Raw genomic sequence first — 21,283 nt, forward strand, 5'->3', positions numbered from 1 at the left:
ACCCACCATGAAGAGACGTGAGCGCCCGCCCACGCCCCCTTCACGCCCGGCCACCCCGCCCGGATCAGCAGGATCAGGCCAGGCCGTGTCAGGTCAGGCAGCGTCAGGTGAGGAACAGGCGGTACGCCGGATTGGCCGTCATGTCCACCGCCGGGTACCCCAACCCCGCCAGGAACGCCGCGAACGCCGCCTCATCCCCGGCCGGCACCTGAAGCCCCGCCAGCACCCGCCCATGCGCCGACCCGTGATTCCGGTAGTGGAACAGGCTGATATTCCAGCGCCCATGCAGGTGCGTCAGGAACTCCAGCAGCGCCCCCGGCCGCTCCGGGAACGTAAACGAGTACACCCGCTCATCCGTCGCCTCCGGCGCCCGGCCCCCCACCATGTGCCGCACATGCACCTTGGCCAGCTCATCCTCCGTCAGGTCCGCCACCGCGTAGCCCAGCCCCACCAGCCCCGCCACCAGCTCCGCCCGCTGCCCCGGCCGCGCCAGCTGCACCCCCACAAAAATCTGAGCCTCCTCACGCGGCGCGAAGCGGTAATTGAACTCCGTGATCGCCCGCGCCCCGATTGCCTCAATGAACTCCCGGTACGCCCCCGGCCGCTCCGGAATCGTCACCGCCAGGATCGCCTCGCGCTGTTCACCCACCTCGGCCCGCTCCGCCACGTGCCGCAACCGGTCGAAATTCACGTTCGCGCCGCACGTCAGGCCCACCAGCGTCTCCCCGCGCACGCCCCGCTCGGCCACGTACTTCTTCAGGCCCGCCACCGCCAGCGCCCCCGCCGGCTCCATCACGGCCCGCGTATCGTCGAACACGTCCTTGATCGCCGCGCACACCTCATCCGTGTTCACCCGCACCCAGTCATCCACGTACCGGCGCGTCAGATCGAACGTGAACGCCCCCACCTGCTTGACCGCCACGCCATCCACAAAAATCCCTACCGTGTCCAGCCGCACCCGCTCCCCGGCCTGCACCGACTGGAACATCGCGTCACTGTCATCCGGCTCCACGCCCACCACCCGGATATCCGGCCGCAGCGCCTTCAGAACCCCCGCCACACCCGCAATCAGGCCGCCGCCACCCACCGGCACGAACACCGTCACCGGCCCGTCCACCTCCACCTGACGCAGCAACTCCAGCGCCACCGTCCCCTGCCCCGCCAGCACCAGCGGATCATCGTACGGATGCACGAACGTCATCCCCCACTCCCGCTGCAACTCGAACGCCCGCGCCTCCGCGTCACTGAACGAATCACCGAACAGCACCACCTCCGCCCCCCGCGCCCGGCACGCCCCCACCTTGATCTCCGGCGTCGTCGCCGGCATCACGATCACCGACCGCACCCCCAACTTCTGCGCCGCGAACGCCACCCCCTGCGCGTGATTCCCCGCCGACGCACAGATCACCCCACGCGCGCGCTCCTCCGGCGTCAACTGAGCCATCTTGTTGTAAGCGCCCCGCAGCTTGAACGAAAAGATCGGCTGCAGATCCTCCCGCTTCAGCAGCACCCGGTTCCCCAACCGCGCACTCAACGACGGCGTCTCACTCACCGGCGTCTCGATCGCCGCGCCGTACACCTTGCTCGTCAGCGCCAGCCGCAGCACATCCATCGCGTCCATCTCACCCGGTTTGAACTCCCTGACCTGCATCACCACGAATCACCCCTTGATCCCACCGAAAGAAAAAACCCCCACCAGCAGCGGGTGGGGGACGATTGGCAGCGCGCAGGCCGTCAGGCAATCACCCCTGACCAGCCCGTAATTCGCGCCGCTCTCATGGGCGACAGCTTAGGCGCCAGGGGCGGCGGGCGGGTGGGGAAGGGGTAGACAACAGGGGGCGCCTTCCCGTGTGCTGCCCCACCCCCCAGCCCCCTACCCCAGGGGGGCAGGGGGAGCTTTCGTTGGCACTGGGCAGGTATTTCGCGGGCTTTTCGGGTGTGTGATCGGCGGGTTCGGCCACGCCTCACACGCCATCCTCCGCTCCCGCCGCGTTCGCCCCGCGCGCTGCGCGCACGACGGGCCTGGTGGCTACGGCGGTCACGGGCGAATCTGTCTTGGCTCCCCTTGAGGGGAGCTGTCAGCAAAGCTGACTGAGGGGTCCTGCGAAGCAGCTGTGTTCCGCTGCGTAGCAGCCTCACTTCCCAATCCCTACGTCCCTGCCAGTTGCTGCGCGAGTTCCTGGGCGGTGTGTGGGCCGAGGGTGTCGGCGTGGGGGCCGCCGAGGAGGAGGGTGGTGTGGGGGTCGAGGGGTTCGTGGGTGGGTGGGGCGTGGGGGTTGCCGTGGGGGAGGGCGACCCAGCTGCCGGGGATGTCGCTGAGGCTGCGGCCGAGGTGGAGGGCCGGGGTGGCGAGGGTGGGGAGGGCGTCCATGAGGGCGACGAGGTCTTCGAGGGTTTCGCGGCGCAGGCCGGTGGGCACGCCGGTCAGGTGGCCGCCGGTGGGGGCGTACCCGTGCGGGTCGCGGTGGTGGATGGCGGGGTGCAGGGTGTACGCGCCGTGCTGGGGGTTCAGGGTCAGTCCGGCGGCGTGCAGGGTGGGGCTGGTGGGGGTGCTGGGGGCGTTCAGGTGCGGGGTCTGCTGGTAGGCGCGGGCGTGGCGGGTGTGAATGCCGAGGTGGTGTTCGGCCTGGGTGGGGGCGTCGGCGCCGGTGGCGAGGATGACGTGCCGGGCGCGCAGGGTGTGGGTTTCGTGCGTGATGATCTGGTGGGTGTTGGTGACGGTCAGGCGTTCGGCGGTGACCACTCCGGCGGGGTGGGGGGCGGCGCGGGTGTTGAGCATCAGGTGCGCGCCGGCGCGGATGGCGGTCTGCGTGGCGTTCAGGGCGAGCGTGCCGGGGCGGTAGGCCAGGGCGTGCGGGTCGGTGGTGGCGTGCGTGAGGACGCCAGGGTCGATCAGGGCGAGGCTGTCCGGGTGGCCCTCCAGGGCGTCTGCGGTGGGCACGCTGCCGGGGGCGGGGTGGGTGTGCAGGGTGATGTGGGGGCGGGGGGTGGGCTGGCCGAGTTCCTCGATCAGGGCGCGGCTGGCGTGCGCGGCGGCGTGCTGGTCGTGGGTCAGGTGCGCGGTGGTCCACAGGCCGGGCGCGAGGATGGTGTGGCCTTCCTCGTTGGGCAGACCGCCCTGTTCGATCAGCAGCAGGCGCGTCTGGGGCGCGGCGCGGGTCAGGGCGAGCGTCAGGAGGCTCCCCATGCGGCCCGCGCCGATCACGATGAAGTCGTAGTGCGTGCCGTCCGGGCGGGCGGCAGGCGGCGTGAACGGCTGACCGACGTGGGCCCAGACTTGGCCGGGGGCGGGCGGATCGGACGCGGGGGTCATGCCCGGCATGATGGCGTGGCGGCGGGGTGCGGCGGGTGGGGCGTGCGTTCACGTCACGTCCACCTCGGCGTCCACCTCAGCTTTCGCAGGCTGCCACTGCCCCGCCCGCACGGCACTGGGCTGTCTGCCCGTCTCTCACGGTTCTGTCAGGCGCGTGCTGGGCGGCGTGGGTATACTTGGCCTTGATCATGCGTTCATGCCTGCGTTTCGGCGCTTCTCTGCTGTCTGCGGCGTTGCTGGGGCTGGGCAGCGCGTCTGCCCTGAATGTCCGCGTGCTGGTGGCCGCCGCGCCGCAACTGACGGTGCGGGTGCCGTCCTCACCGGCCGCCGTGACGGGCGTGCCGGGGTCGGTATCGGGGTCGCTGCCCTCCACCACGCTGCCCACGCAGGCGTGGACGGTGGGCGTGTCCGGGTCGGGCGCGGCGGCGCAACTGACCCTGAACGGCCAGCCGACCGGCAGCGTCACGCTGTACCTGCCGCCCGGCGCGGGCCGCACGGTCGAGATTGCCGGGAACACCTACCGGGGCGGCGTGCAGCTGCGCATCGAGCGGGGCGGCGTGCAGGGCATCAACGTGGTGGACGTCGAGGATTACCTGCGGGCCGTGGTGCCGGCCGAGATGCCTGCCTCGTGGCCGTCGGCGGCCGTGCAGGCGCAGGCGGTGATCGCGCGGACGTACGTGTCGGCCCGCATCAACCCGGCCGCGCCGTACGACACCTGCGCCACCGAAAGCTGCCAGGTGTACCCGGGCCTGAAGGCCGAGAAGCCCGCCTCGGACGCCGCCGTGACGGCCACGCGCGCGCAGGTCGTGGCGTTCGGCGGTCGGGCGGCCAGCACGTACTTCAGCAGTGATTCCGGCGGGTTCACGGCCTCCAGCGCCGAGGTGTGGGGCAGCGAGGTGCCGTACCTGACGGCCCGCGCCGACCCGTTCTCGGCCGGCAGTCCCCGCGCCAGCTGGCAGGTCACGGTGCCCCTTGCGAAGGTGCAGGCGGTCGCGGCGCAGTACGGCGCGAAGACGGGCGCGCTGACGAGCGTGACCGTCACGCGCCTGAGCCCGTCGGGCCGCCCGACCGAGATCATGCTGGTCGGCGCGGCGGGCGCCGCGAAACTCAGCGGCGCGAACGCCGGGGGCTTCGTGCGTTCACTGGGCGCGGCGGGCACGCGCGTGACCCTGGCGGGCCTGAACCCCCTGGTCATCACGGGCAGCGGCGCGGGGCACGGCGTGGGCCTCTCGCAGTACGGGGCGCTGGGACTGGCGCGCGCCGGGTACGACCACCTGCACGTGCTGGGCTTCTACTACCCGGGCACGGTGCTGGGCACCCTGACCGGCGCCCGGCCCACCACCCTGCCCGGCGAGCGGCCCGTGCTGGCGATGGGCGCGGCCCTGCCCACCCCAAACCTGCCGCTGCCCGCCCTGCCGCTGCCTGCCGCTGCCCCAGTCCTGGCGACGGCGCCGTGGACGGCCGCCGAATGATACGGATTCCGTCTGTTTCGCCCTCCACCCGGAAAGGCGCCGGGTTGCCAACTCCACGTCCGGAACCCGTTCTGCTCCTACTCGCTCTGCTGCGCAGCTCTACGAGTCCGCTCGGATTGAACGGCTTTGCAAGCCATTCAATCGGAGTCCGTATGAGCCGCCCATGACGCGTCGCCGCCGCCGTGGGCGGGTGCGGGCCGCGCTGCTGGGCCTGGGCCTGCTGGGCGGGCTGCTGGGCGGCGCGCAGGCCCGCACGGTGAAGATCATCTCGGCCGACACGCTGGAACTGCGGCAGGTGGACGATCAGGAACTGGTGATCATCACGGGCGACGTCGAACTACGCGTGGATGACGACGTGGTCCGCGCGCGGCGCGTGGAGTTCAACCGCACGCGCCGCACCCTGACCCTGATCGGCGCGGCCAGTTACCGCAGCGCCCGGGACGGCCAGAACCTCAGCGGTGAGAACCTGGTCGTGGAGCTCGGGCAGGAGCAGGTGACGGGCGAGGACGTGCTGATCAGCGACTCGCAACTGGAAATTCGCGGTCAGGAAATAGAGCGCATTCCGGGGCAACTGCGCGCCACGGGCGGGTACTTCACGACCTGCGCCCGCTGCGGCCGCACACCGAACGATTTCGCGTTCCGCGCCGAGCGGCTGCTGCTGTACCCCGGCGACCGGCTGGTCGCGTACCGCGCGCAACTGCTGCTGGCCGACGTGCCCGTGCTGTTCCTGCCGGTGCTGGTGCTGCCCCTGAACGACCGCGAGCGCCAGCCGCGCCTGGAAGTCGGGCGGGACGCCGTGGACGGCTACACCGTGCAGGCCGACCTGCCTTTCAGCATCGGCAGCAGCACGCTGGGCACCACGCTGCTGCGCTACTACCAGAACCGTGACCCCAGCCTGGGCCTGGGCGTGAGCCTGCGCTCGTACGCGCCGCTGGCGTGGGTGGACCGCGTGAACCTGTACGCCCTGGCGAACCCCCGCCCGGTGGGCAGCAGCGGCTACGACCTGGACCTGAACTTCGGCGTGCGGGGCCGCGTGCCGCTGGAACTGGCGCTGCGCGACCTGGATTACACGCTGGGCGTCACGCGCAGCGACATCGGGCGCAGCGACACCGACCCGCAGCGGGGCGTCACGAACGTCACGTTCGGTGCCAAGGTGGACTACCCGCTGTACACGGCGGAATTCAACTACGTGAACCGTTTCGGGCCCGAGCCCACCACGGCCCTGAGCGCGCCCCTGAAACTCCCGGAAGTCACGGTGGACCCCAAGGTGTACACCAACGGGAACCTCAGCGCGGACTTTCGCGTGAGTGCCGGTCGGTACACCGGGGCCAGCAACCCGCTGTCGCGCAGCGCGTCGGCGAAGGGCGTGAACATCACCACCGAACGCCTCGAGGAGCAGCACAGCCTCGCGTACACCGCCAGACCCTGGCAGAACGCGGACCTGAGCCTCAGCAACACCTTCACCGGCCGGTACTACGGCACGGGCGCGCGCACCGTGCAGCTGAACCTGGGGGCGACCCTCACGCAGCGGTTCAATACAACCAACACCTTCAGCGTGGGCGCGGGGTACCTGCGTACCGAGGGCACCAGCCCCCTGGCCTTCGACGCGCTGTACGGCCGGACCCTCAGCGCCCCCCTGAGCGTCACGCTGTCCACCGTGCCCGTGCGGGACGTGACGTTCGGCGTGTCGTACAGCCGCGACCTGTTCCTGAAGGCCGAGCAGCAGCCGCCCGCCTCGTTCACGCTGAACGTCAACCGCAGTCCCCTGAGCCTGAACGCCAGCAGCACGGTGGACCTGTACGCCCGCGAACTGAAGACCTTCTCGTACTCCGCGACCCTCAGCAACACCACGGGGAACAGCAGCCTGCCGCTGTCGCCGACTGGCACGGCCGGCCGCGTGAAGGCCGCGCCGCGCCCGCAGTGGCCGTCCACCCTGGCCCTGAGCGCGCAGGGCGGCTACGACCAGACGACCGGGCCGCGCCCCTTCACGGTGAGCGCGACGGTCAACGGCGACGTGCGCACCAACAACTTCACCGTCAGCGTCACGCACAACGTCAGCACCCCGGTCATCAACGAGGCCCGCGTGAACTACTCGCTGTCGCGCACCAGCGACACCGTCCTGAACCCCCTGACCTTCAGCGGCACCGAGCGCCTGCTGCCGCCCAGCGGGCAGATCATCGGGGACGCCAGCCTGACCTGGCGGGGCCGCTACCGCCTGAGCACCGCGCACAGCCTGTACCTGACCCGCCCGGCCGGCGCGACCAGTAACGGCACCCTGAGCATCAGCGCCGGCACCGTGCAGGGCAGCGCCACCAACTGGAACGTCACGTACGGCGGCCCGTACGATCTGGTACGCGGCGGGTTCACGCAACCCACCCTGAGCGGCAGCCTGGGAGCCACCCGCCCCGGCCAGAGCCTCGCGCTGGGCGCGACCCTGAACACGCCGGGCCTGGACCAGCCGCGCACCGAACTGAGCCGCGCCAGCCTGGACGCCTCCTGGCAGTTCGGGAGCCGCGCCGCCCTGTCGGGCCGGGGCACGTACGCCCGCACCCGCAGCGGCACCTTCCCGGACGACCGGGCCACCGACACCCTGACCCTGGACCCCCTGCGGCTCAGCGTGGGCCTGGGCCGCAGCGGGCAGCCGCCCGGCGCGTACCTGAGCGGCAGCCTGCGCCAGACCTTCACCTGGGTGGACGGCGTGCGGCAGAACCCCGCGCCGCTCTCCCCGGTGCTGGGCCTGACCATCGACCGCTGCTGCTGGGCGCTCCAGGCCGAGGCGGACCTGGGCCTGCGCCGCTACCGCGTGGCCGTGGGACTGCCCGGGCAGTCGTTCTACCCGCTGTTCGACCTGACCGGCGACGGCCTGAACGTGCCCCTCATCAACCCCTGATCCCACCCCCACGAGGTAACTCCATGCCGATCCACCGTTCCGCCCGCCCAACGCGCGTCCCGCTGGCCGCCCTGCTGGCCCTGCCCCTGCTGCTGGCCGCCTGCACCGGCACCGAGGAAACCAGCGCGCCCCTGAGACTGGTCCTGCTGACCGACGGCGGCTCGGTCCTGCGCGCGGTCACGCCGTCCGGCAGCAGCGGCGGCAACGTGATCGTCACCGAGGACGCCCGCGAGTCCGTCACGGGCGGCGTGAATGTCACCACGCCCACCGGCGGGCAGCGCGTCACCCTGACCCGCGCGGCCGGCACCGAGAGCCGCGCCGCCGACCTGAGCGACCCGCGCGCCTACCCGGACCCCGCCTACACGCCGCGCTGCACCGTGCGGGCCGCGCAGAACGCCGCGCGTGACCGCCTGCTGATCCTCAGCGACTGCGGCGGCGTGCAGAACCTCGCCATGTACCAGAACGCCGCGCTGCAATGGACGGCGGCGCTGCCCACCGCGCTGCAACCCGCGCCGGGCAGCGACACGCCCCCCACCCGCGTGGCCGTGCAGGGCGACCTGGGCGTCGTGGCCCGCGCCCGCCTGGGCGGAGGCAGCGAGGTCCTGCGCGCCGCGCCCGCCAGCACCGGCGACGCGGTGGCCGAGGTCAGTCAGCCGGTCGCCGCGCCCGCCATCCGCGACCTCGCCAACTACGGCGGGCAGCTGATCGCCGCGACCGACAGCGGCATCCAGAAGCTGGCCAGCAGCGGCGTGCCTGACAGCACTACGACCTTCAGCGCCTTCGGGAACGTCCGCTACGACCGCCTCTGGAGCGGCACCGGCAGTCAGAACCTGCTGGCCGCGTGGCGCGACAACGCCCTGTCCGGCGCGTTCAGCGAACCCCTGCGCCTCTGGAATGGCCAGAGCGCTGCCGCCGCCACCATCGAGAACGTCACCGACCTGCGCGACCTGACCATCGCCCCCGACGGGTACCTGTACGCCCTGAGCGCTGGCAGCCTGCGCCGCCACGACACCCTGCCCGGCCTGCAAAGCGGCAACTGGCGCAGCGCCACCCTGCCTGCCGCCATCAACGACGCCCGCAGCGTCACCTGGGTCGTGCCCACGCCCTGAAGAGCGGCTGCCGGCGGCGCGGACCCTGTCCTCGACTGTCCATGGGCCGCTGTCACCCGGTTCACTCCAGCGCCCGCAGCAGCAGGCGCGTCACCTGGGCGCGGCGGCCCAGCAGCGGCTCGCCACCGCGCGCCAGGACGGCCAGGACCGCGCCGGTCTGCGCGTGGAAGGCCAGTCCGGTGCGGGTGTGGCGGGCCACGCCGTCATGCCAGCGCAGCGGGCCGCGCGCCAGCCACCCGGCGCTGACCTGCATACCCGGCGGCAGGCCCGGCGGGCGGACGGTGTCCTGCCACGCGCCCAGCGGTCCCGTGGGCGCGGCCGTGCCGGGCAGGTGCGCCTGCGCGAAGCTCAGCAGGGAGTCCGGGGTGGCGAACAGGCCGCCCGCCCCGACCAGCGGCCCGAACGCCGTGTGCGGAGAGTGCGCGGCCGCCGCACGCCGGGGCACGAGGCTGACGTCCAGGTTCAGCGGGCCGGTCACGTGGCGGCGCAGCGCCCGCCCGTACCCGTCGGCGCTGCACTCCTCGCCGGCAGCGGCGGCACAGGCCAGCGCCAGGGCGCCCACGCCCAGGTTCGAGTACACGAAGCGGCCCGGCCCGCCCGCCCAGCGGCGCACGCTGCCCAGCACGGCCCGCGCGTCCATCCCACCGTACGGGTCGTGGTAGCGGGTCAGGACCGTCAGGGTCGCGCGGGCCGGGTGGGGCGGCAGGCCCGCCGTGTGCGTCGCCAGTCGCCACGCCGTCACCGTGCGCGGCACGCCCCGCAGCAGCCCGCCCAGCGCCGAGAGGGGCGCGTGCCATTCCAGCCGCCCGCTGTCGACCAGCGCGGCGGCCAGCGCCCCGGTAAACGGTTTGGTCACGCTGGCCAGTTCCCAGCGGTCCAGTTCCCAGCAGTCCGGCTCCCACGGGTCCAGCGTCCAGTCGTGCGGGTCGTGCTGGCCCGGCGTGACCCTGGGGGCGCCCAGGGCCGTCACCACGCGCGCCTCGCCGCGCGCCGCCGCGATCACGCCGCCGTGCGGCAGGGCGGCGCGCAGCAGGGGCCGCAGGGCACTCAGGTCGCGGCCCAGCACTTCACCCACCCCGCGCAGGGCGGCCCGGTGCGCGTCACGGCGGAACATGACTCCAGGGTAGCCCGCCGGTAGCGTCGGGGACAGACCCGCCCAGGCGACCGGGCCGCTGTCAGAGTCGTGGGAGAGGCCCGTTCGTATCCTGCACCGTGTGGTCCGGCCCTCCGGTTGGCCCGTGGGTACTCCGGGAATACACCCACGTGCCCACGCCCCATTCCGGTGGCCGCACAAGGAGTCTGCTGTCATGCCCAGTCGTTCCCGTACCCTGCCCGTTCAGACTGGCCGCTGCCCGGCGCACGGCCGGTGCTGCGCTGCCGTGCGTACTGGCGGGGGTCCGGCATGACCGGTGACCGGCAGGGTCAGCCGCAGGAGCCGGAGGTGTTCAGTCTGCCGGAACGCATCGGCCGCCTGTACTTCCGGATCGCGCTGCCGATGGTGGGCGGGTCGCTGCTGGTCGGGGCGGTGGGGGCGTCCGCGAACTCGCAGCGGGTGATCGTGGCCCTGACGGGCATGACGGTGGTGGGGGCGCTGCTGCACCTGCTGCTACCTGCCCGCTGGCACGATGTGGTGCGCCGCGCGTTCCCGGTGATGGCCATCGCGTTCGTGCTGACGGTCGCGCTTCTGTCCGGCGTGGGTGGACTGCCCGGTGATTCGCTGCTGCTGTCCGTGGTGCTGCTGCTCGCGCCGGGCACCGTGCTGGCCTGGAGCCTGCTGTTCATGGATGACGCCCGCATGGGCCGACTGGTCGGGCTGGGCCTGACCGCCAGTGCCACGCTGCTGGTCTGGCGCTGGCAGCAGGCCGGATTGCAGCCGGCCCTGGCGGGCACCACGCCCCTGCTGCTGCTGGTGGTGTGCCTGACGGTCGTGTCGTACGGCGCGGCGTTCACCGAGATCAACCGCCGGTACCTGGACGGCGAGCAGGCGCAGCGGCAGGACCCGCTGACCGGCCTGCTCAACCGCCGCGCCTTCGACGAGCACACTCGCCGCGCCCACCCACCCGGCACCGCGCTGGCCGTGCTGGACATCGACCACTTCAAACGCGTGAACGACACGCACGGGCACACGGCCGGGGACCGCGTGCTGCGCGGCGTGGCCGACGTGATGCTCGACGTTCTCGCCGGGCGCGGACAGGTGTACCGCTGGGGCGGCGAGGAATTCGCGCTGCTGCTGCCGTCGGGCGGGGCGGACCTGTCGGCCGAGGCGGCCGGGCTGCTCGAACAGATCCGCGCGGAGGTCGCGCGCCGCACCTTCACGGGTGGGCAGCGCGTGACCCTCAGCGCCGGCCTGAGCACCGTGCAGCCCGGCGAGGCCGTGCAGGCCGCCTTCGAGCGCGCCGACGCGGCCCTGCGGGAAGCCAAGGCGGGCGGGCGTGACCGGGTGGTCAGCCGCCTGCACCCGGGACCGCCGGGCCTGCCCTCTTGACTTCCGGGCCCGTGACCCTTAACCTCTGTTCCGCTGGTCCGGTAGTGTAGCGGTTAGCATATCTGCCTGTCACGCAGAAGGTCGCGGGTTCAAATCCCGTCCGGACCGCCAGCCAGAAGGGAGCGAGGTGAAAGCCTCCGCTCCCTTCTTCCTTTGTTATTTCCTGTTTCTGGTGCCTGCTGCGGCTGGCCCACTCGCCGCCGCGTGCCCGTGAGGCTGCCCCCCGCGACCAATGAAGTGACAGATGACATCCGCGCCGCGGCGTTTGCCGTATCATGCGCCCGGTTTCGCACGGCGTCCGTGAGTGCTGCCCACCTGATCCCGCTCCGGCGGAGGCCGGGGCAGCGCAACTCCGAACCCCGCGCACGGCGAGCCTATCCACACGGAGGAGGACGCCCTCAATGACGACACCCAGCATATTTTCCACCACCGACGCCGCCGAGCTGTACCAGGTTCCCAACTGGTCCGGAGGCTGGTTCCGCGTGTCCGACAAGGGCCAGGTCGAAGTGACCCCCACCCCCGGCCTGCACGCCCCGCTGCGCGCCATCGTGGACGAGATCGTGGACCGCGGCGAGAGCCTGCCGGTCATCCTGCGCTTCCCGCAGGTCATCACGGGCCGCGTCAAGCACCTGAACGAGTCCTTCCAGGCCGCCATTCAGGAGTACGGGTACACCGGGCACTACCAGGGCGTGTTCCCCATCAAGGTCAACCAGCGCCGCATGGTCGTCGAGAGTGTCGCCGCCGCCGGGTACGACTACGCGCACGGCCTGGAGGCCGGCAGCAAGGCCGAACTGGCGCTGTGCCTCGCGCAGAAGATGCACCCCGACGCCCTGCTGTGCTGCAACGGCTTCAAGGACGACGGCTTCATCAAGCTGGCCCTGTGGGGCCGCACGCTCGGCAAGAACGTGGTCATCACCATCGAGAAGTACAGCGAACTCGACCGGATCCTCAAGCAGGCCAAGGCGCTCGGCGTTCGCCCGGCCATGGGGGTGCGTTTCAAGCTGCACGCGCGCGGCTCGGGGCAGTGGGAGGAGAGTGGCGGGGATCAGGCGAAGTTCGGCCTGAACGCCTACGAACTGCTGCGCGTCGTCGAACGCCTGCGTGAAGAGGACATGCTGGACACGCTGGTGATGCTGCACACCCACATCGGGTCGCAGATCACCGACATCCGCCGCGTGAAAGTCGCCGTGCGCGAGGCTACCCAGACGTACGCCGGCCTGATCGCCGCCGGCGCGCAACTGAAGTACCTGAACGTGGGCGGCGGTCTGGGCGTCGACTACGACGGCTCCAAGACTACCTTCTACGCCAGCATGAACTACACCGTCCGCGAGTACGCCGCCGACATCGTGTACACCGTGCAGGAAGTCTGCAAGGCCCGCAGCGTGCCCGAACCTGTGATCGTCAGCGAATCCGGCCGGGCGCTCACCGCGCACCACGCCGTGCTGATCATGCCCGTCGTGGACGTGACCGGCCCCACCCGCGACCTCGAGGACCTCGCCCCGGCCGTCGAGACCAGCCACCAGATCGTCAAGGACATGGAAGACATCCTGTCGAACATCACGGCCCGCAACTACCGCGAGTCGTACAACGACGCCGTGGGCGACAAGCAGACGCTGCACAACCTGTTCGACCTGGGCTACGTCACCCTGACCGACCGGGCGCGCGGCGAGGCGCTGTTCAACGCCATCCTGCGCAAGATCGCCAAACTCATCCAGAACGAGAAGTACGTCCCGGACGAACTGGAAGACCTGCAAAAAGTGCTGGCCGACAAGTTCATCTGCAACTTCAGCCTGTTCCAGAGCCTCCCGGACAACTGGGCCATTCAGGCGCTGTTCCCGATCGTGCCGCTGGACCGCCTGAACGAGAAACCCACCCGTCAGGCGACCATCGTGGACATCACCTGCGACAGCGACGGCAAGATCGAGAAGTTCATCGACCTGCGCGACGTGAAAGCCACCCTGCCCCTGCACGAACCCGGCGACCGCCCCTACTACCTGGGCGTGTTCCTGATGGGCGCGTACCAGGACGTGCTGGGCAGCGCACACAACCTGTTCGGCAAGGTCAGCGAGGCCCACGTGACGGTGCGCCCCGGCGGGAAGTACCACATTGACCTGTTTGTGCGCGGCCAGAAGGCGCGGCGCATGATCGAATCCATGGGCTACGAGGAACCCATGCTGCGCGACGCCATCGAGGATCAGGCCGACGCCGCCATCAAGGCGAAGACCCTGACCAGCGAGCAGGAACACGAACTGCTCGAAGATTACGGCGAGGAACTGCTGGGCTACACGTACCTCGAATACGAGAACTGAAGACCGACTTTCAATGGCGCGGCGGCCTCCGGGGTGACTCCCTGGGGGCCGCCGCATCCGTCCTGACCGGGGTGCGCCGGGCACGGCCGGGGCGCAACGTGAGCTGGGGGCAGCGGCGCGGGTACCGGACGCGCTACCCTGTACGTTATGTCGGACGCTTTACTTACGCTGGAAATCGAGAAACTTGTTGCGGGGGGGCTGGGGCTCGCCCGGGATGAGTCCGGCGTGGTGCTGGTCCGCGGGGCCCTGCCCGGCGAGCAGGTCACGGCCCGCGTGCGCGCCGGGAAGGGCGTGCGCCAGGGCCAGACGGTCGAGGTGCTGCGCCGCAGTCCCGCCCGCGTGGACGGCCCGGAACTGCCCACCGCCGATCTGGCGCACGCCACGTACGAGGCGCAACTGGACTTCAAGCGCGCCTTCGTGCAGGAGGCCCTGAGCCGCATCGCGAAGGTGCAGCACGGCGTGGCCGCCACCGTCCCCAGCCCCGAGGCGTGGGGGTACCGCAACACCGCGCAGTACCTCGTGACGCCCGGCGGGCTGGCATACCGCGAGCGGCGCGGCAGCGAACCGCTGGTCGTGCAGAATGACCCGCTGGTCATGCCGCAGATTCAGGCCGTCATGGACCGCATTGACCCCACGTTGCTGGACCCAGCCACCGAGGTCGCCTTCCGCGCCAGCCGCCTGACCGGTGAGGTCGTCGCCGCGCTGATCGGGCCGGGCGAGACCCGCCAGTACCTGCGCGCCAGCGACCACCTGATGGAAGCCGGCGTGGTCGGCGTGTCCCTGGCGCAACCCGCCGGGAAACGCTTCAGCGCCGGCGTGCGCCTGATCGCCGGGGAAAGCGAGATCCGCGAGCAGTTCGGTCAGGTACAGGTCAGCGTGTCCGCCACGGGCTTCGCGCAGGTGAACCCGCAGGCCGCCGGACTGGCGTACGAACGGGCCGCCGAACTGGCCGGCAAGGGCGAGCACGCCGTGGACCTGTACGGCGGGGCCGGCGCGATCGGTCGTCACCTCGCCCCGAACTTCCGCCGCGTGACCGTGCTGGACGCCGCGCCCGAGGCGCTCGCCCGTGGCCGCCAGGACGTGGCCGTCAGCGGCGAGAGCAACGTCACCTTCCGCAGCGGCGACGCCGCCCGCTTCAGCGAACTGGGCACCGACGTGATCGTCGTGGACCCGCCCCGCGCCGGACTGGAAGAGGGCGCGCGTGAGCACATCAACTCCAGCACCGCCGACCGCCTCGTGTACGTGTCCTGCGACCCGGCCACCTGGGCGCGCGACGTGGGCGACCTCGTGCGGCGCGGCTGGAAACTCGCGGAAGTCATCCCGCACGACTTCTACCCGCAGACCAGCCACGTGGAGATCGTCAGCGTCCTGAACCGCTGATCTGATACGGACTCCGGTTGAAAGGTTTGCAAAAGCTTTCAACCCGAGCGGAGCGAGCAGGAGAGAAGCGGGTTCCGGGCGTGGAGTTGGCAACCCGGTGCATTGCCGGGTTGTCACCGAAACAGACGGAATCCGTATGACTGGCTCTGCGCGCCGCCTCCCTTCCTGCTGCCGGAAGGGGGCGGCGCGTCCCTGTTGACCCCCCCGTGCTGACCCGCCCGCGCATCTTCATGAAGAAACGAATGGTGGACGGTGCCCGGTCCACGCGGCGACGCGTGCGCTAACCTGCGCCGCGTGATCCGCCGCCCGTTCCCTGCCTCCGCCCCGCCGCTCCCTTCCCTGGCCGCATGAAGCGTCCTGCCCTGATCCTGATCCTGCTGCCGCTGCTCAGTGCCTGCCAGGACCGCGAGGCCCGCGCGCAGAACGCCGACCTGACCCGCCGCGTCGAGGCGCTGGAACGGCAACTGAACGCCGTGCAGACCGTGCAGCAGAAAGACCCGCTGACCGACGCGGGCCGCGTGACCACCCAGGCCGCCGCGCAGAACTGCGCGAACAGCCTGACCCGCGAACTCGAGACGTTCCGGCAGAACAGCATCGACCGCCTGTACCCCACACCCGCCCAGCTGGAACTGCCGGGCGCCTGCGTGGACCAGCGCGTGAACTGGCTGCGGCAGGACACGGCGCAGTACACCTTCACGGTCACGGACCGCCAGGGCCGCGAACTGGCCCGCCAGACCAGCCAGAACGGCTCCTGATACGGACTCCGGTTGAAAAGTTTGCAGAAACTTTCAACCCGAGCGGACTCGTAGAGCTGCGGAGCAGAGCGAGCAGGAGAGAAACGGGTTCCGGACGTGGAGTTGGCAACCCGGCGTTCTTCCGGGTTGTTAACGAAACAGACGGAGTCCGTCTGACAGCGCAATCAGCGTGAGGCGGGGTGCAGGGCGACGGGCGCGTCGCTGCGGTCCTCTTCCAGCGCGATCCCGAAGGTCGTGACCTGCGTGCCGGTGAAGCCCAGTACGACCGCCCACACCAGATCCGGCGCTTTCTCGAAGGCGGCGCTGCGCACGTAGAACACCTCGGGGCCACGCGTGAAGGTGCGTTCCTGCACGACCTGCCGTTCGGGGCCGTACTGCGCCAGTCCGTCGCGCCGGAACGCCCGGAAGTCCGTCAGCGCTCCCCACTGGGACCGCACGCCGGGCGAGAAGGCTCCCCACAGCCCGTCGAGTTTCACGGCGTAGAAGTCCCGCACCAGTGTCCGCCCGCGCGTCATGGCGGCCTGCTCGGCGGCGCTGACCCTGGCAGGGGCCGCGCTGGTGGCCGGCGGCGCTTTGGGCGCGGCGGCCCCCGCCTCCTGACCGGCCAGCAGGACGGCACCCAGCAGCAGGGTCAGCGGTGCCAGCCGGACGGAAAACGCGGACCTGCGTGCAGGGTTCATGCCCCAGCGTAGGCCCGCGCCCGATAGGTCTGGTGTCAGCGGGGCAACGATTGCTCCGCCCGCCTCGTCACTCTGAAGGAACACTCAACGCGGCGTTCCCTGGCGCGGCGTGCAGGTCCGGCAGCCGCTCGATCACGGCTGCCACGCCGTCCCGGTCGTTGCTCAGGGTCACCTCGTCGGCCGACGCCTGCACGTCCGGCCCGGCGTTCCCCATCGCCACGCCACGTCCGGCCCAGGCGAGCATCTCGGTGTCGTTCCGTTCATCCCCGAAGGCCAGCACGTCGCCGCGCGCCACGCCCAGGTGTGCGCACAGCCGCTCCAGGCCCCAGGCTTTACTGACCCCGGCGGCCAGGACCTCCAGGAACGGCGCGCCGCTGTGCGTGACCGCGAAGCCCGGCAGCTTCAGGGCCTGCACCTGCTCCAGCAGTTCGAGTGGCGACAGGGTCGGGTGCCGCACGATGAACTTCAGGCTGGGCGCGGCCAGCACGTCCTCCAGCGGGAACCCTCCCAGGCCGCGCGGCTCCCGCCGGTGATCTGTGAACGACGCCAGCGCCGCGTACCCCTGCTGCGCCACGAACACCTCGCCGCCCGCCCGCACCGACGCGAACACCACGCCCGGCACCCGCTCCGCCAGCGCCCCGGCCAGTGCCCGCTGCGCCGCGACCGGCAGGTGCTGTGCGAACAGCGCTTCGCCCGTGCCAAGGTGCAGGGCGTGCGCGCCGTTCCCGCACACCGCCCACCCCGTGAACCCCGCCGCCCGCGCGATCAGCGTCAGCCCGCGCGGTTGCCGCGCCGTGACCGGCACCACCCACAGTCCGGCGGCGCGGGCCGAGTCCAGCGCCGCGCGGGTCCGGGTGCTCACGCTGCCGTCACCTCGCAGCAGGGTTCCGTCGAGGTCCGTGGCGATCAGGCGAACAGGCATACGCGGCAGTATCGCGTGACCGGCGGGTCAGCGCCCTTCGAGAATCACCACGGCCGACGCGTGCTCGCGGGTGTGCGTGAGCGTCAGGTGCGCCGCCCAGCCCTGCTCGCGCATGTGCTGCGCGATGTGCGGCGCGAATTCCAGGTGCGGCCGCGCGAACGGGAAGGGACCGCCGGGCGTGGCTGTGCGCTCCACCCACACGTCCCGCCAGCCGTGCGGGCGCGGCCAGACCTTCTGGAAGGCTTCCTTGGCCGCGAACCGCGCCGCGAGGCTGGGCGCCGGGTCGCTCAGGCGCGCGCAGTACGCGAGTTCCGTGGGTGTGAACAGCTTCTCGGCCCGCCGGCCCTCGCGCTCCAGCATGCGCCGGATGCGGTCGATCTCGATCAGGTCGTGGCCCACGGCGATAATCACCCGTTCAGGATACGGTCCCCGCGCGCCGGCGCGCCGTATTCTGGGCGGAATGAACGCTGCCCAGCCGCTTTTTCCCGATGTTCGCCTCGAAACGGTCGCCGGGCGCCTGCGGGAAGTCCGGGCGCAGTGGGAGGCGCTGGGCGTCACGCGCGTGCGGGTGTTCGGGTCGGTCGCGCGCGGCGAGGCGGGTGAGGCCAGCGATATCGATCTGCTGATCGACTTCGCGCCGGGCGAGGCGCGCGGCCTGCTGGACCTGATGCGGGCGCGTGAGGTGTGCGAGCGTGCCCTGGCACGCCGGGTGGACGTGGTGACGGAGGCGGCCCTGCGCCCCCCGCTGCGCGGCGAGATTCTGGCCGACGCGGTGGACGTGACGCAGGTGCCGGACCCGGTTCCCTATTCGCACCGCGAGAAACGCTGGCGCTGGAGGGTGTTCGACCTGCTGCGCGCCATCGACCGCGTGACGGCCTTCACGGACAGCCACACCCTGAGTACCTTCGAACGCGACGAACTGGCGCAGGACGCCGCACTGCACGGACTGGCGCGGCTGGGTGAGACCACCAAGTTCATTCCGCAGTCCGTGCAGGACACCAACCCGCACGTGCCGTGGGCGCTGCTGCGCGACGTTCGCAACCTCGTCTCGCACGATTACTTCGGGATCGAGGTGGCGCTCGTGTGGCACACGGCGCGCGTGGAACTCCCGGCGCTGCGGCCCGCCCTTCAGACCCTGGCGGACGGCGAGGCGGCGTCCGGAACGGCCGGTCAGTAGGAACACCGGGAACCACGACCGACCGGAACCCGTGTAAAACTTCACACCCCGATGGGAGCCCCCGATGGGGGAAATTTCACATTTCTGCCGGTCCAGGTTCTAGCATCCGGTCATGAACAGCATCGTCCTGACCGATTCCACCAGCGACCTGGAGGCCGGACAGGCCGACGCCATCGGCCTGCGGGTCATTCCGTTGACCGTCCACTTCGACGGGCATGACTGGCTGGATCACCAGGAACTCGGCAGCGACGAGCTGTTCCGCCGCGTGGACGCCGGCGCCGGCATGCCCATCACCGCGCCCCCCAGCGTGCAGGCGTACCGCGACACGCTCGACGACCTGCTGCGCACCCACGATCACGTGTTCGCCGTGCACCTCAGCAGCCGCCTGAGCGACACGTACGCTCACGCCACCGAGGCCGCCCGGTCCTTCCCCGGCCGCGTCACCGTCCACGACTCCTGGCAGTCCGCCGCCGGACTGGCCCTTCAGGCCGAACGCGCCGCCCGCCTGCTGCGAGACGGCGTACCCGCCGCGCAGGTCGCGGCCGCCCTGACCGCCCTGCGCCCCTACGCCACCACCCGCATGTGCCTGAACACCCTGAGTTACCTGCAACGCAGCGGCCGGATCGGCGGCGCGGCCGCCCTGGTCGGCGGCCTGCTGAACATGAAACCCATCATCGGCCTGCGCGACGGCCGCGTGGAACCCTTCACGCGGGCTCTCGGCACCCGCCGCGCCCTGAACAGCATGACCGAGCAGCTGCGCGCCTGCGCCCGTGAACTCCCGCACGGCCGCGTCGCGTTCTTCCATAACGGCGCGCCCGACAGCGTGGAAGCCCTGCGGTTCGAGGCCCGGCGCCTGGGCGTGCAGGAAAGCATGACCCTGGGCCTGGGCACGGTCCTGTCCGCGCATGGCGGCCCCGGCGTGTTCGGATTCAGCTTCGAACCGGCCAAAGTCTGGCAGAACTTCCGCGCGTACTGATACGGGTTCCGGGTCAGTTCCAGGGCAGCGCGGCCCGCTTCTGCCAGTACGTGCGGGCGTCCAGCGCCAGTTCCGGCAGGGCTTCCGCCGGCACCGTGACACGCAGTGCGGCCAGATTCTGAGCCAGCTGTTCAGAGGTTCCCGCGCCACTCAGGACCACGTCCGCCCAGGGTTGCGCCAGGACCGCTGCCAGCGCCGCCGCGTCCGGCGTGACCTCCAGTTCCGCCGCCAGCGCCGCCAGCGGGGCCGGCACGTCTCCGCGCCCGCTCAGGCCCCGCGCGCTCAGGCGGCCGTTCGCCACGCCCTCCTTCACCACCACCGCCCACCCGGCCGCGTGTGCCCCGGCCAGCGCCGCACCCGCCGACGGGTCCAGCAGGTTCCAGGTGGCCTGCACGGCACTCAGGGGATTCACGCCGTCCACCCGCACCTCCAGCGCCCGCCGGATCGTGTCCGCCTGCGCCGGACCGCTGGTACTCAGGCCCACCCGCACGCCCCCCGCCGCCAGTTCCGCCAGCCGCGCCAGCACCGCCGGGTTCTCCAGCACGCCCGACTCCAGCGTCGCCGAGTGAATCAGGTACAGCGCCGGGGCCGCGCCCAGCGCCGAGAGCGTCTGCGGCCACTGCCGGTCCAGCGTGGCCCGGTCATGCGTCTTGACCTCATGCACGGGCGCGTCCGGCTGCCAGTCCGCCACGTACGTGTACCCCCACTTGCTGCCCAGCACGGCGTCCCGGTGCCCGCGCGCCTGCACCCACGCGCCCAGGAACTCCTCGGCCAGCCCGTAACTGCGCGCCGCGTCGAAGTACCGCACGCCCGCCGCGTACGCCTCGTCCAGCACCGCCCACGCCTGCGCCCGCATGCCCCCCGCCGACCGGTCCGGCAGGTCACGCGCGTGCCCCAGATTGATGTACCCCGGTCGGCCCAGCGCTGCCAGCCCCATCCCCAGGCGGGGTGAAGCCGGATCGAAGGGACGGACGGAACCGGACAGGGAAGAGGTCATGCGTCCATTGTCGCTGCCCGCAACCCGGCCGCCAACGCAGCGGACCACTGCAACGACAGCGCCGCCGCGAGGTCCAGCGTCCAGGCCACGGCGTTCGTGTACGCGACCTCCAGACCCTCCAGGCTGGCCGTGACCCCTGCGTAGCGGGCCAGGGTCATGGCGTCCAGTTCCTGCTCGGCGCAGCGCGAGGCGTTCGCCCAGTGCGCAGGGCGGCCCGCGTGCAGCCGGGCCAGTCGCAGCAGGCCGCCCTGCACCCAGCCCAGCAGCTCGTGCGCCCGGATGCGCTCGCCGCGCGCCAGCACGTTCAACCCGAAGGCCAGCCAGTTCAGCAGCCGGTCCAGGATGCCCTGAGCCTCGCCCGCCGGGTCTGTCCGGCGCGCGGCCAGGACCGCGAGGTGCCGCGCCAGCTGCCCGTCCGAGTCCTTGATCAGCATCCGTTCCGGGCGCACGTGCTGCGGTGTCCAGCCCTCCACTTCCGGTAGGCGGTCCTGCGCGGCCACGTGCAATTCCACGCGCCGCAGCCCCGGCAGGAGCGCGGTGGGCGTCCCGAACTCGTTCACCACGAAGTGCTGCACGTCCAGCCACGCCGACAGCCACGCCCGCACGTCGAAGGCCGCGCCGTGCGCCGGGTCAAGAAACGCCCAGTACTCCAGATCGCTGAACGCATCGGCGCTGCCCTGCGGCACGCTCCCGTACGCCACGACATGCGAGAACCGCGCCTCCCTGACCAGCGCTGAACGCAACCGGTCGTCCAGGGCCAGCAGTTCCGTCAGGTCAGGGGAAGACAGGTGGGGGGCCGTCATACTCCCCAGTCTGCC

At 71.4% G+C, this 21,283-nt stretch carries 17 protein-coding genes and 1 tRNA gene; 10 read left to right on the forward strand and 8 right to left on the reverse strand.

Annotation, left to right across the window (positions count from 1 at the left end):
• Nucleotides 1-103: 103 nt before the first annotated feature.
• A complete protein-coding gene (gene ilvA / locus M8445_RS06455) occupies nucleotides 104-1,621 on the reverse strand; it encodes a threonine ammonia-lyase, biosynthetic (RefSeq protein WP_273990497.1) in 1,518 nt (505 codons plus the stop codon).
• A gap of 528 nt (nucleotides 1,622-2,149) precedes the next feature.
• Nucleotides 2,150-3,313, reverse strand: a complete 1,164-nt coding sequence (locus M8445_RS06460) for an FAD-dependent oxidoreductase (protein ID WP_273990498.1) — start codon at nucleotides 3,311-3,313, stop codon at nucleotides 2,150-2,152.
• Nucleotides 3,314-3,501: 188 nt separating this feature from the next.
• Between M8445_RS06460 and M8445_RS06465 the strand changes: the two genes are divergently transcribed.
• The 3 genes from M8445_RS06465 to M8445_RS06475 all read left to right on the forward strand — a co-directional run bounded on the left by M8445_RS06465 (nucleotide 3,502) and on the right by M8445_RS06475 (nucleotide 8,784).
• On the forward strand, nucleotides 3,502-4,785 hold the full coding sequence (locus M8445_RS06465) for a SpoIID/LytB domain-containing protein (protein ID WP_273990853.1): 1,284 nt from the start codon (nucleotides 3,502-3,504) through the stop codon (nucleotides 4,783-4,785).
• 163 nt (nucleotides 4,786-4,948) lie between these two features.
• Nucleotides 4,949-7,675, forward strand: a complete 2,727-nt coding sequence (locus tag M8445_RS06470; RefSeq protein ID WP_273990499.1) for an LPS-assembly protein LptD — start codon at nucleotides 4,949-4,951, stop codon at nucleotides 7,673-7,675.
• A gap of 23 nt (nucleotides 7,676-7,698) precedes the next feature.
• Entirely contained in the window at nucleotides 7,699-8,784 is a 1,086-nt protein-coding gene (locus tag M8445_RS06475; protein WP_273990500.1) for a hypothetical protein, read from the forward strand.
• Nucleotides 8,785-8,845: 61 nt separating this feature from the next.
• Here M8445_RS06475 and M8445_RS06480 read toward each other — a convergent pair whose 3' ends face one another.
• Entirely contained in the window at nucleotides 8,846-9,898 is a 1,053-nt protein-coding gene (locus M8445_RS06480) for a serine hydrolase domain-containing protein (protein WP_273990501.1), read from the reverse strand.
• A gap of 288 nt (nucleotides 9,899-10,186) precedes the next feature.
• Here M8445_RS06480 and M8445_RS06485 point away from each other — a divergent pair, with 288 nt between their 5' ends.
• The 5 genes from M8445_RS06485 to M8445_RS06505 all read left to right on the forward strand — a co-directional run bounded on the left by M8445_RS06485 (nucleotide 10,187) and on the right by M8445_RS06505 (nucleotide 15,713).
• Nucleotides 10,187-11,269, forward strand: a complete 1,083-nt coding sequence (locus M8445_RS06485) for a GGDEF domain-containing protein (protein WP_273990502.1) — start codon at nucleotides 10,187-10,189, stop codon at nucleotides 11,267-11,269.
• Nucleotides 11,270-11,304: 35 nt separating this feature from the next.
• A tRNA-Asp gene (locus M8445_RS06490) sits at nucleotides 11,305-11,380 on the forward strand.
• 290 nt (nucleotides 11,381-11,670) lie between these two features.
• Nucleotides 11,671-13,578: a biosynthetic arginine decarboxylase gene (speA, locus tag M8445_RS06495; RefSeq protein WP_273990503.1), complete on the forward strand. Its 1,908-nt coding sequence runs from the start codon at nucleotides 11,671-11,673 to the stop codon at nucleotides 13,576-13,578.
• 147 nt (nucleotides 13,579-13,725) lie between these two features.
• A complete protein-coding gene (locus M8445_RS06500; RefSeq protein WP_273990505.1) occupies nucleotides 13,726-14,958 on the forward strand; it encodes a class I SAM-dependent RNA methyltransferase in 1,233 nt (410 codons plus the stop codon).
• 347 nt (nucleotides 14,959-15,305) lie between these two features.
• Complete coding sequence (locus tag M8445_RS06505) at nucleotides 15,306-15,713, forward strand: hypothetical protein (protein WP_273990507.1); 408 nt, start codon at nucleotides 15,306-15,308, stop codon at nucleotides 15,711-15,713.
• Between the two features lie 164 nt (nucleotides 15,714-15,877).
• Here M8445_RS06505 and M8445_RS06510 read toward each other — a convergent pair whose 3' ends face one another.
• From M8445_RS06510 to M8445_RS06520, 3 genes are all read right to left on the reverse strand, one after another.
• A complete protein-coding gene (locus tag M8445_RS06510; protein WP_273990508.1) occupies nucleotides 15,878-16,393 on the reverse strand; it encodes a hypothetical protein in 516 nt (171 codons plus the stop codon).
• 67 nt (nucleotides 16,394-16,460) lie between these two features.
• Nucleotides 16,461-17,315, reverse strand: coding sequence for an HAD family hydrolase (locus M8445_RS06515; RefSeq protein WP_273990509.1), 855 nt, complete (start codon nucleotides 17,313-17,315; stop codon nucleotides 16,461-16,463).
• Between the two features lie 27 nt (nucleotides 17,316-17,342).
• Complete coding sequence (locus M8445_RS06520) at nucleotides 17,343-17,726, reverse strand: 4'-phosphopantetheinyl transferase superfamily protein (protein WP_273990510.1); 384 nt, start codon at nucleotides 17,724-17,726, stop codon at nucleotides 17,343-17,345.
• Between the two features lie 49 nt (nucleotides 17,727-17,775).
• Here M8445_RS06520 and M8445_RS06525 point away from each other — a divergent pair, with 49 nt between their 5' ends.
• Both M8445_RS06525 and M8445_RS06530 read left to right on the forward strand, forming a co-directional pair.
• On the forward strand, nucleotides 17,776-18,492 hold the full coding sequence (locus M8445_RS06525; RefSeq protein WP_273990511.1) for a HepT-like ribonuclease domain-containing protein: 717 nt from the start codon (nucleotides 17,776-17,778) through the stop codon (nucleotides 18,490-18,492).
• Between the two features lie 112 nt (nucleotides 18,493-18,604).
• A complete protein-coding gene (locus tag M8445_RS06530) occupies nucleotides 18,605-19,468 on the forward strand; it encodes a DegV family protein (RefSeq protein WP_273990512.1) in 864 nt (287 codons plus the stop codon).
• Nucleotides 19,469-19,481: 13 nt separating this feature from the next.
• On the opposite strand, the gene M8445_RS06535 is transcribed toward M8445_RS06530, so the two are convergent.
• Both M8445_RS06535 and M8445_RS06540 read right to left on the reverse strand, forming a co-directional pair.
• Nucleotides 19,482-20,465, reverse strand: coding sequence for an aldo/keto reductase (locus M8445_RS06535; protein ID WP_273990513.1), 984 nt, complete (start codon nucleotides 20,463-20,465; stop codon nucleotides 19,482-19,484).
• Nucleotides 20,462-21,268, reverse strand: a complete 807-nt coding sequence (locus tag M8445_RS06540; protein WP_273990514.1) for a hypothetical protein — start codon at nucleotides 21,266-21,268, stop codon at nucleotides 20,462-20,464. Before M8445_RS06540 ends, M8445_RS06535 begins: the two co-directional genes overlap by 4 nt.
• Nucleotides 21,269-21,283: the final 15 nt, after the last annotated feature.

The organism is Deinococcus aquaticus (genome assembly GCF_028622095.1).
In the GTDB taxonomy this organism is placed as follows: Bacteria; Deinococcota; Deinococci; order Deinococcales; family Deinococcaceae; genus Deinococcus; species Deinococcus aquaticus.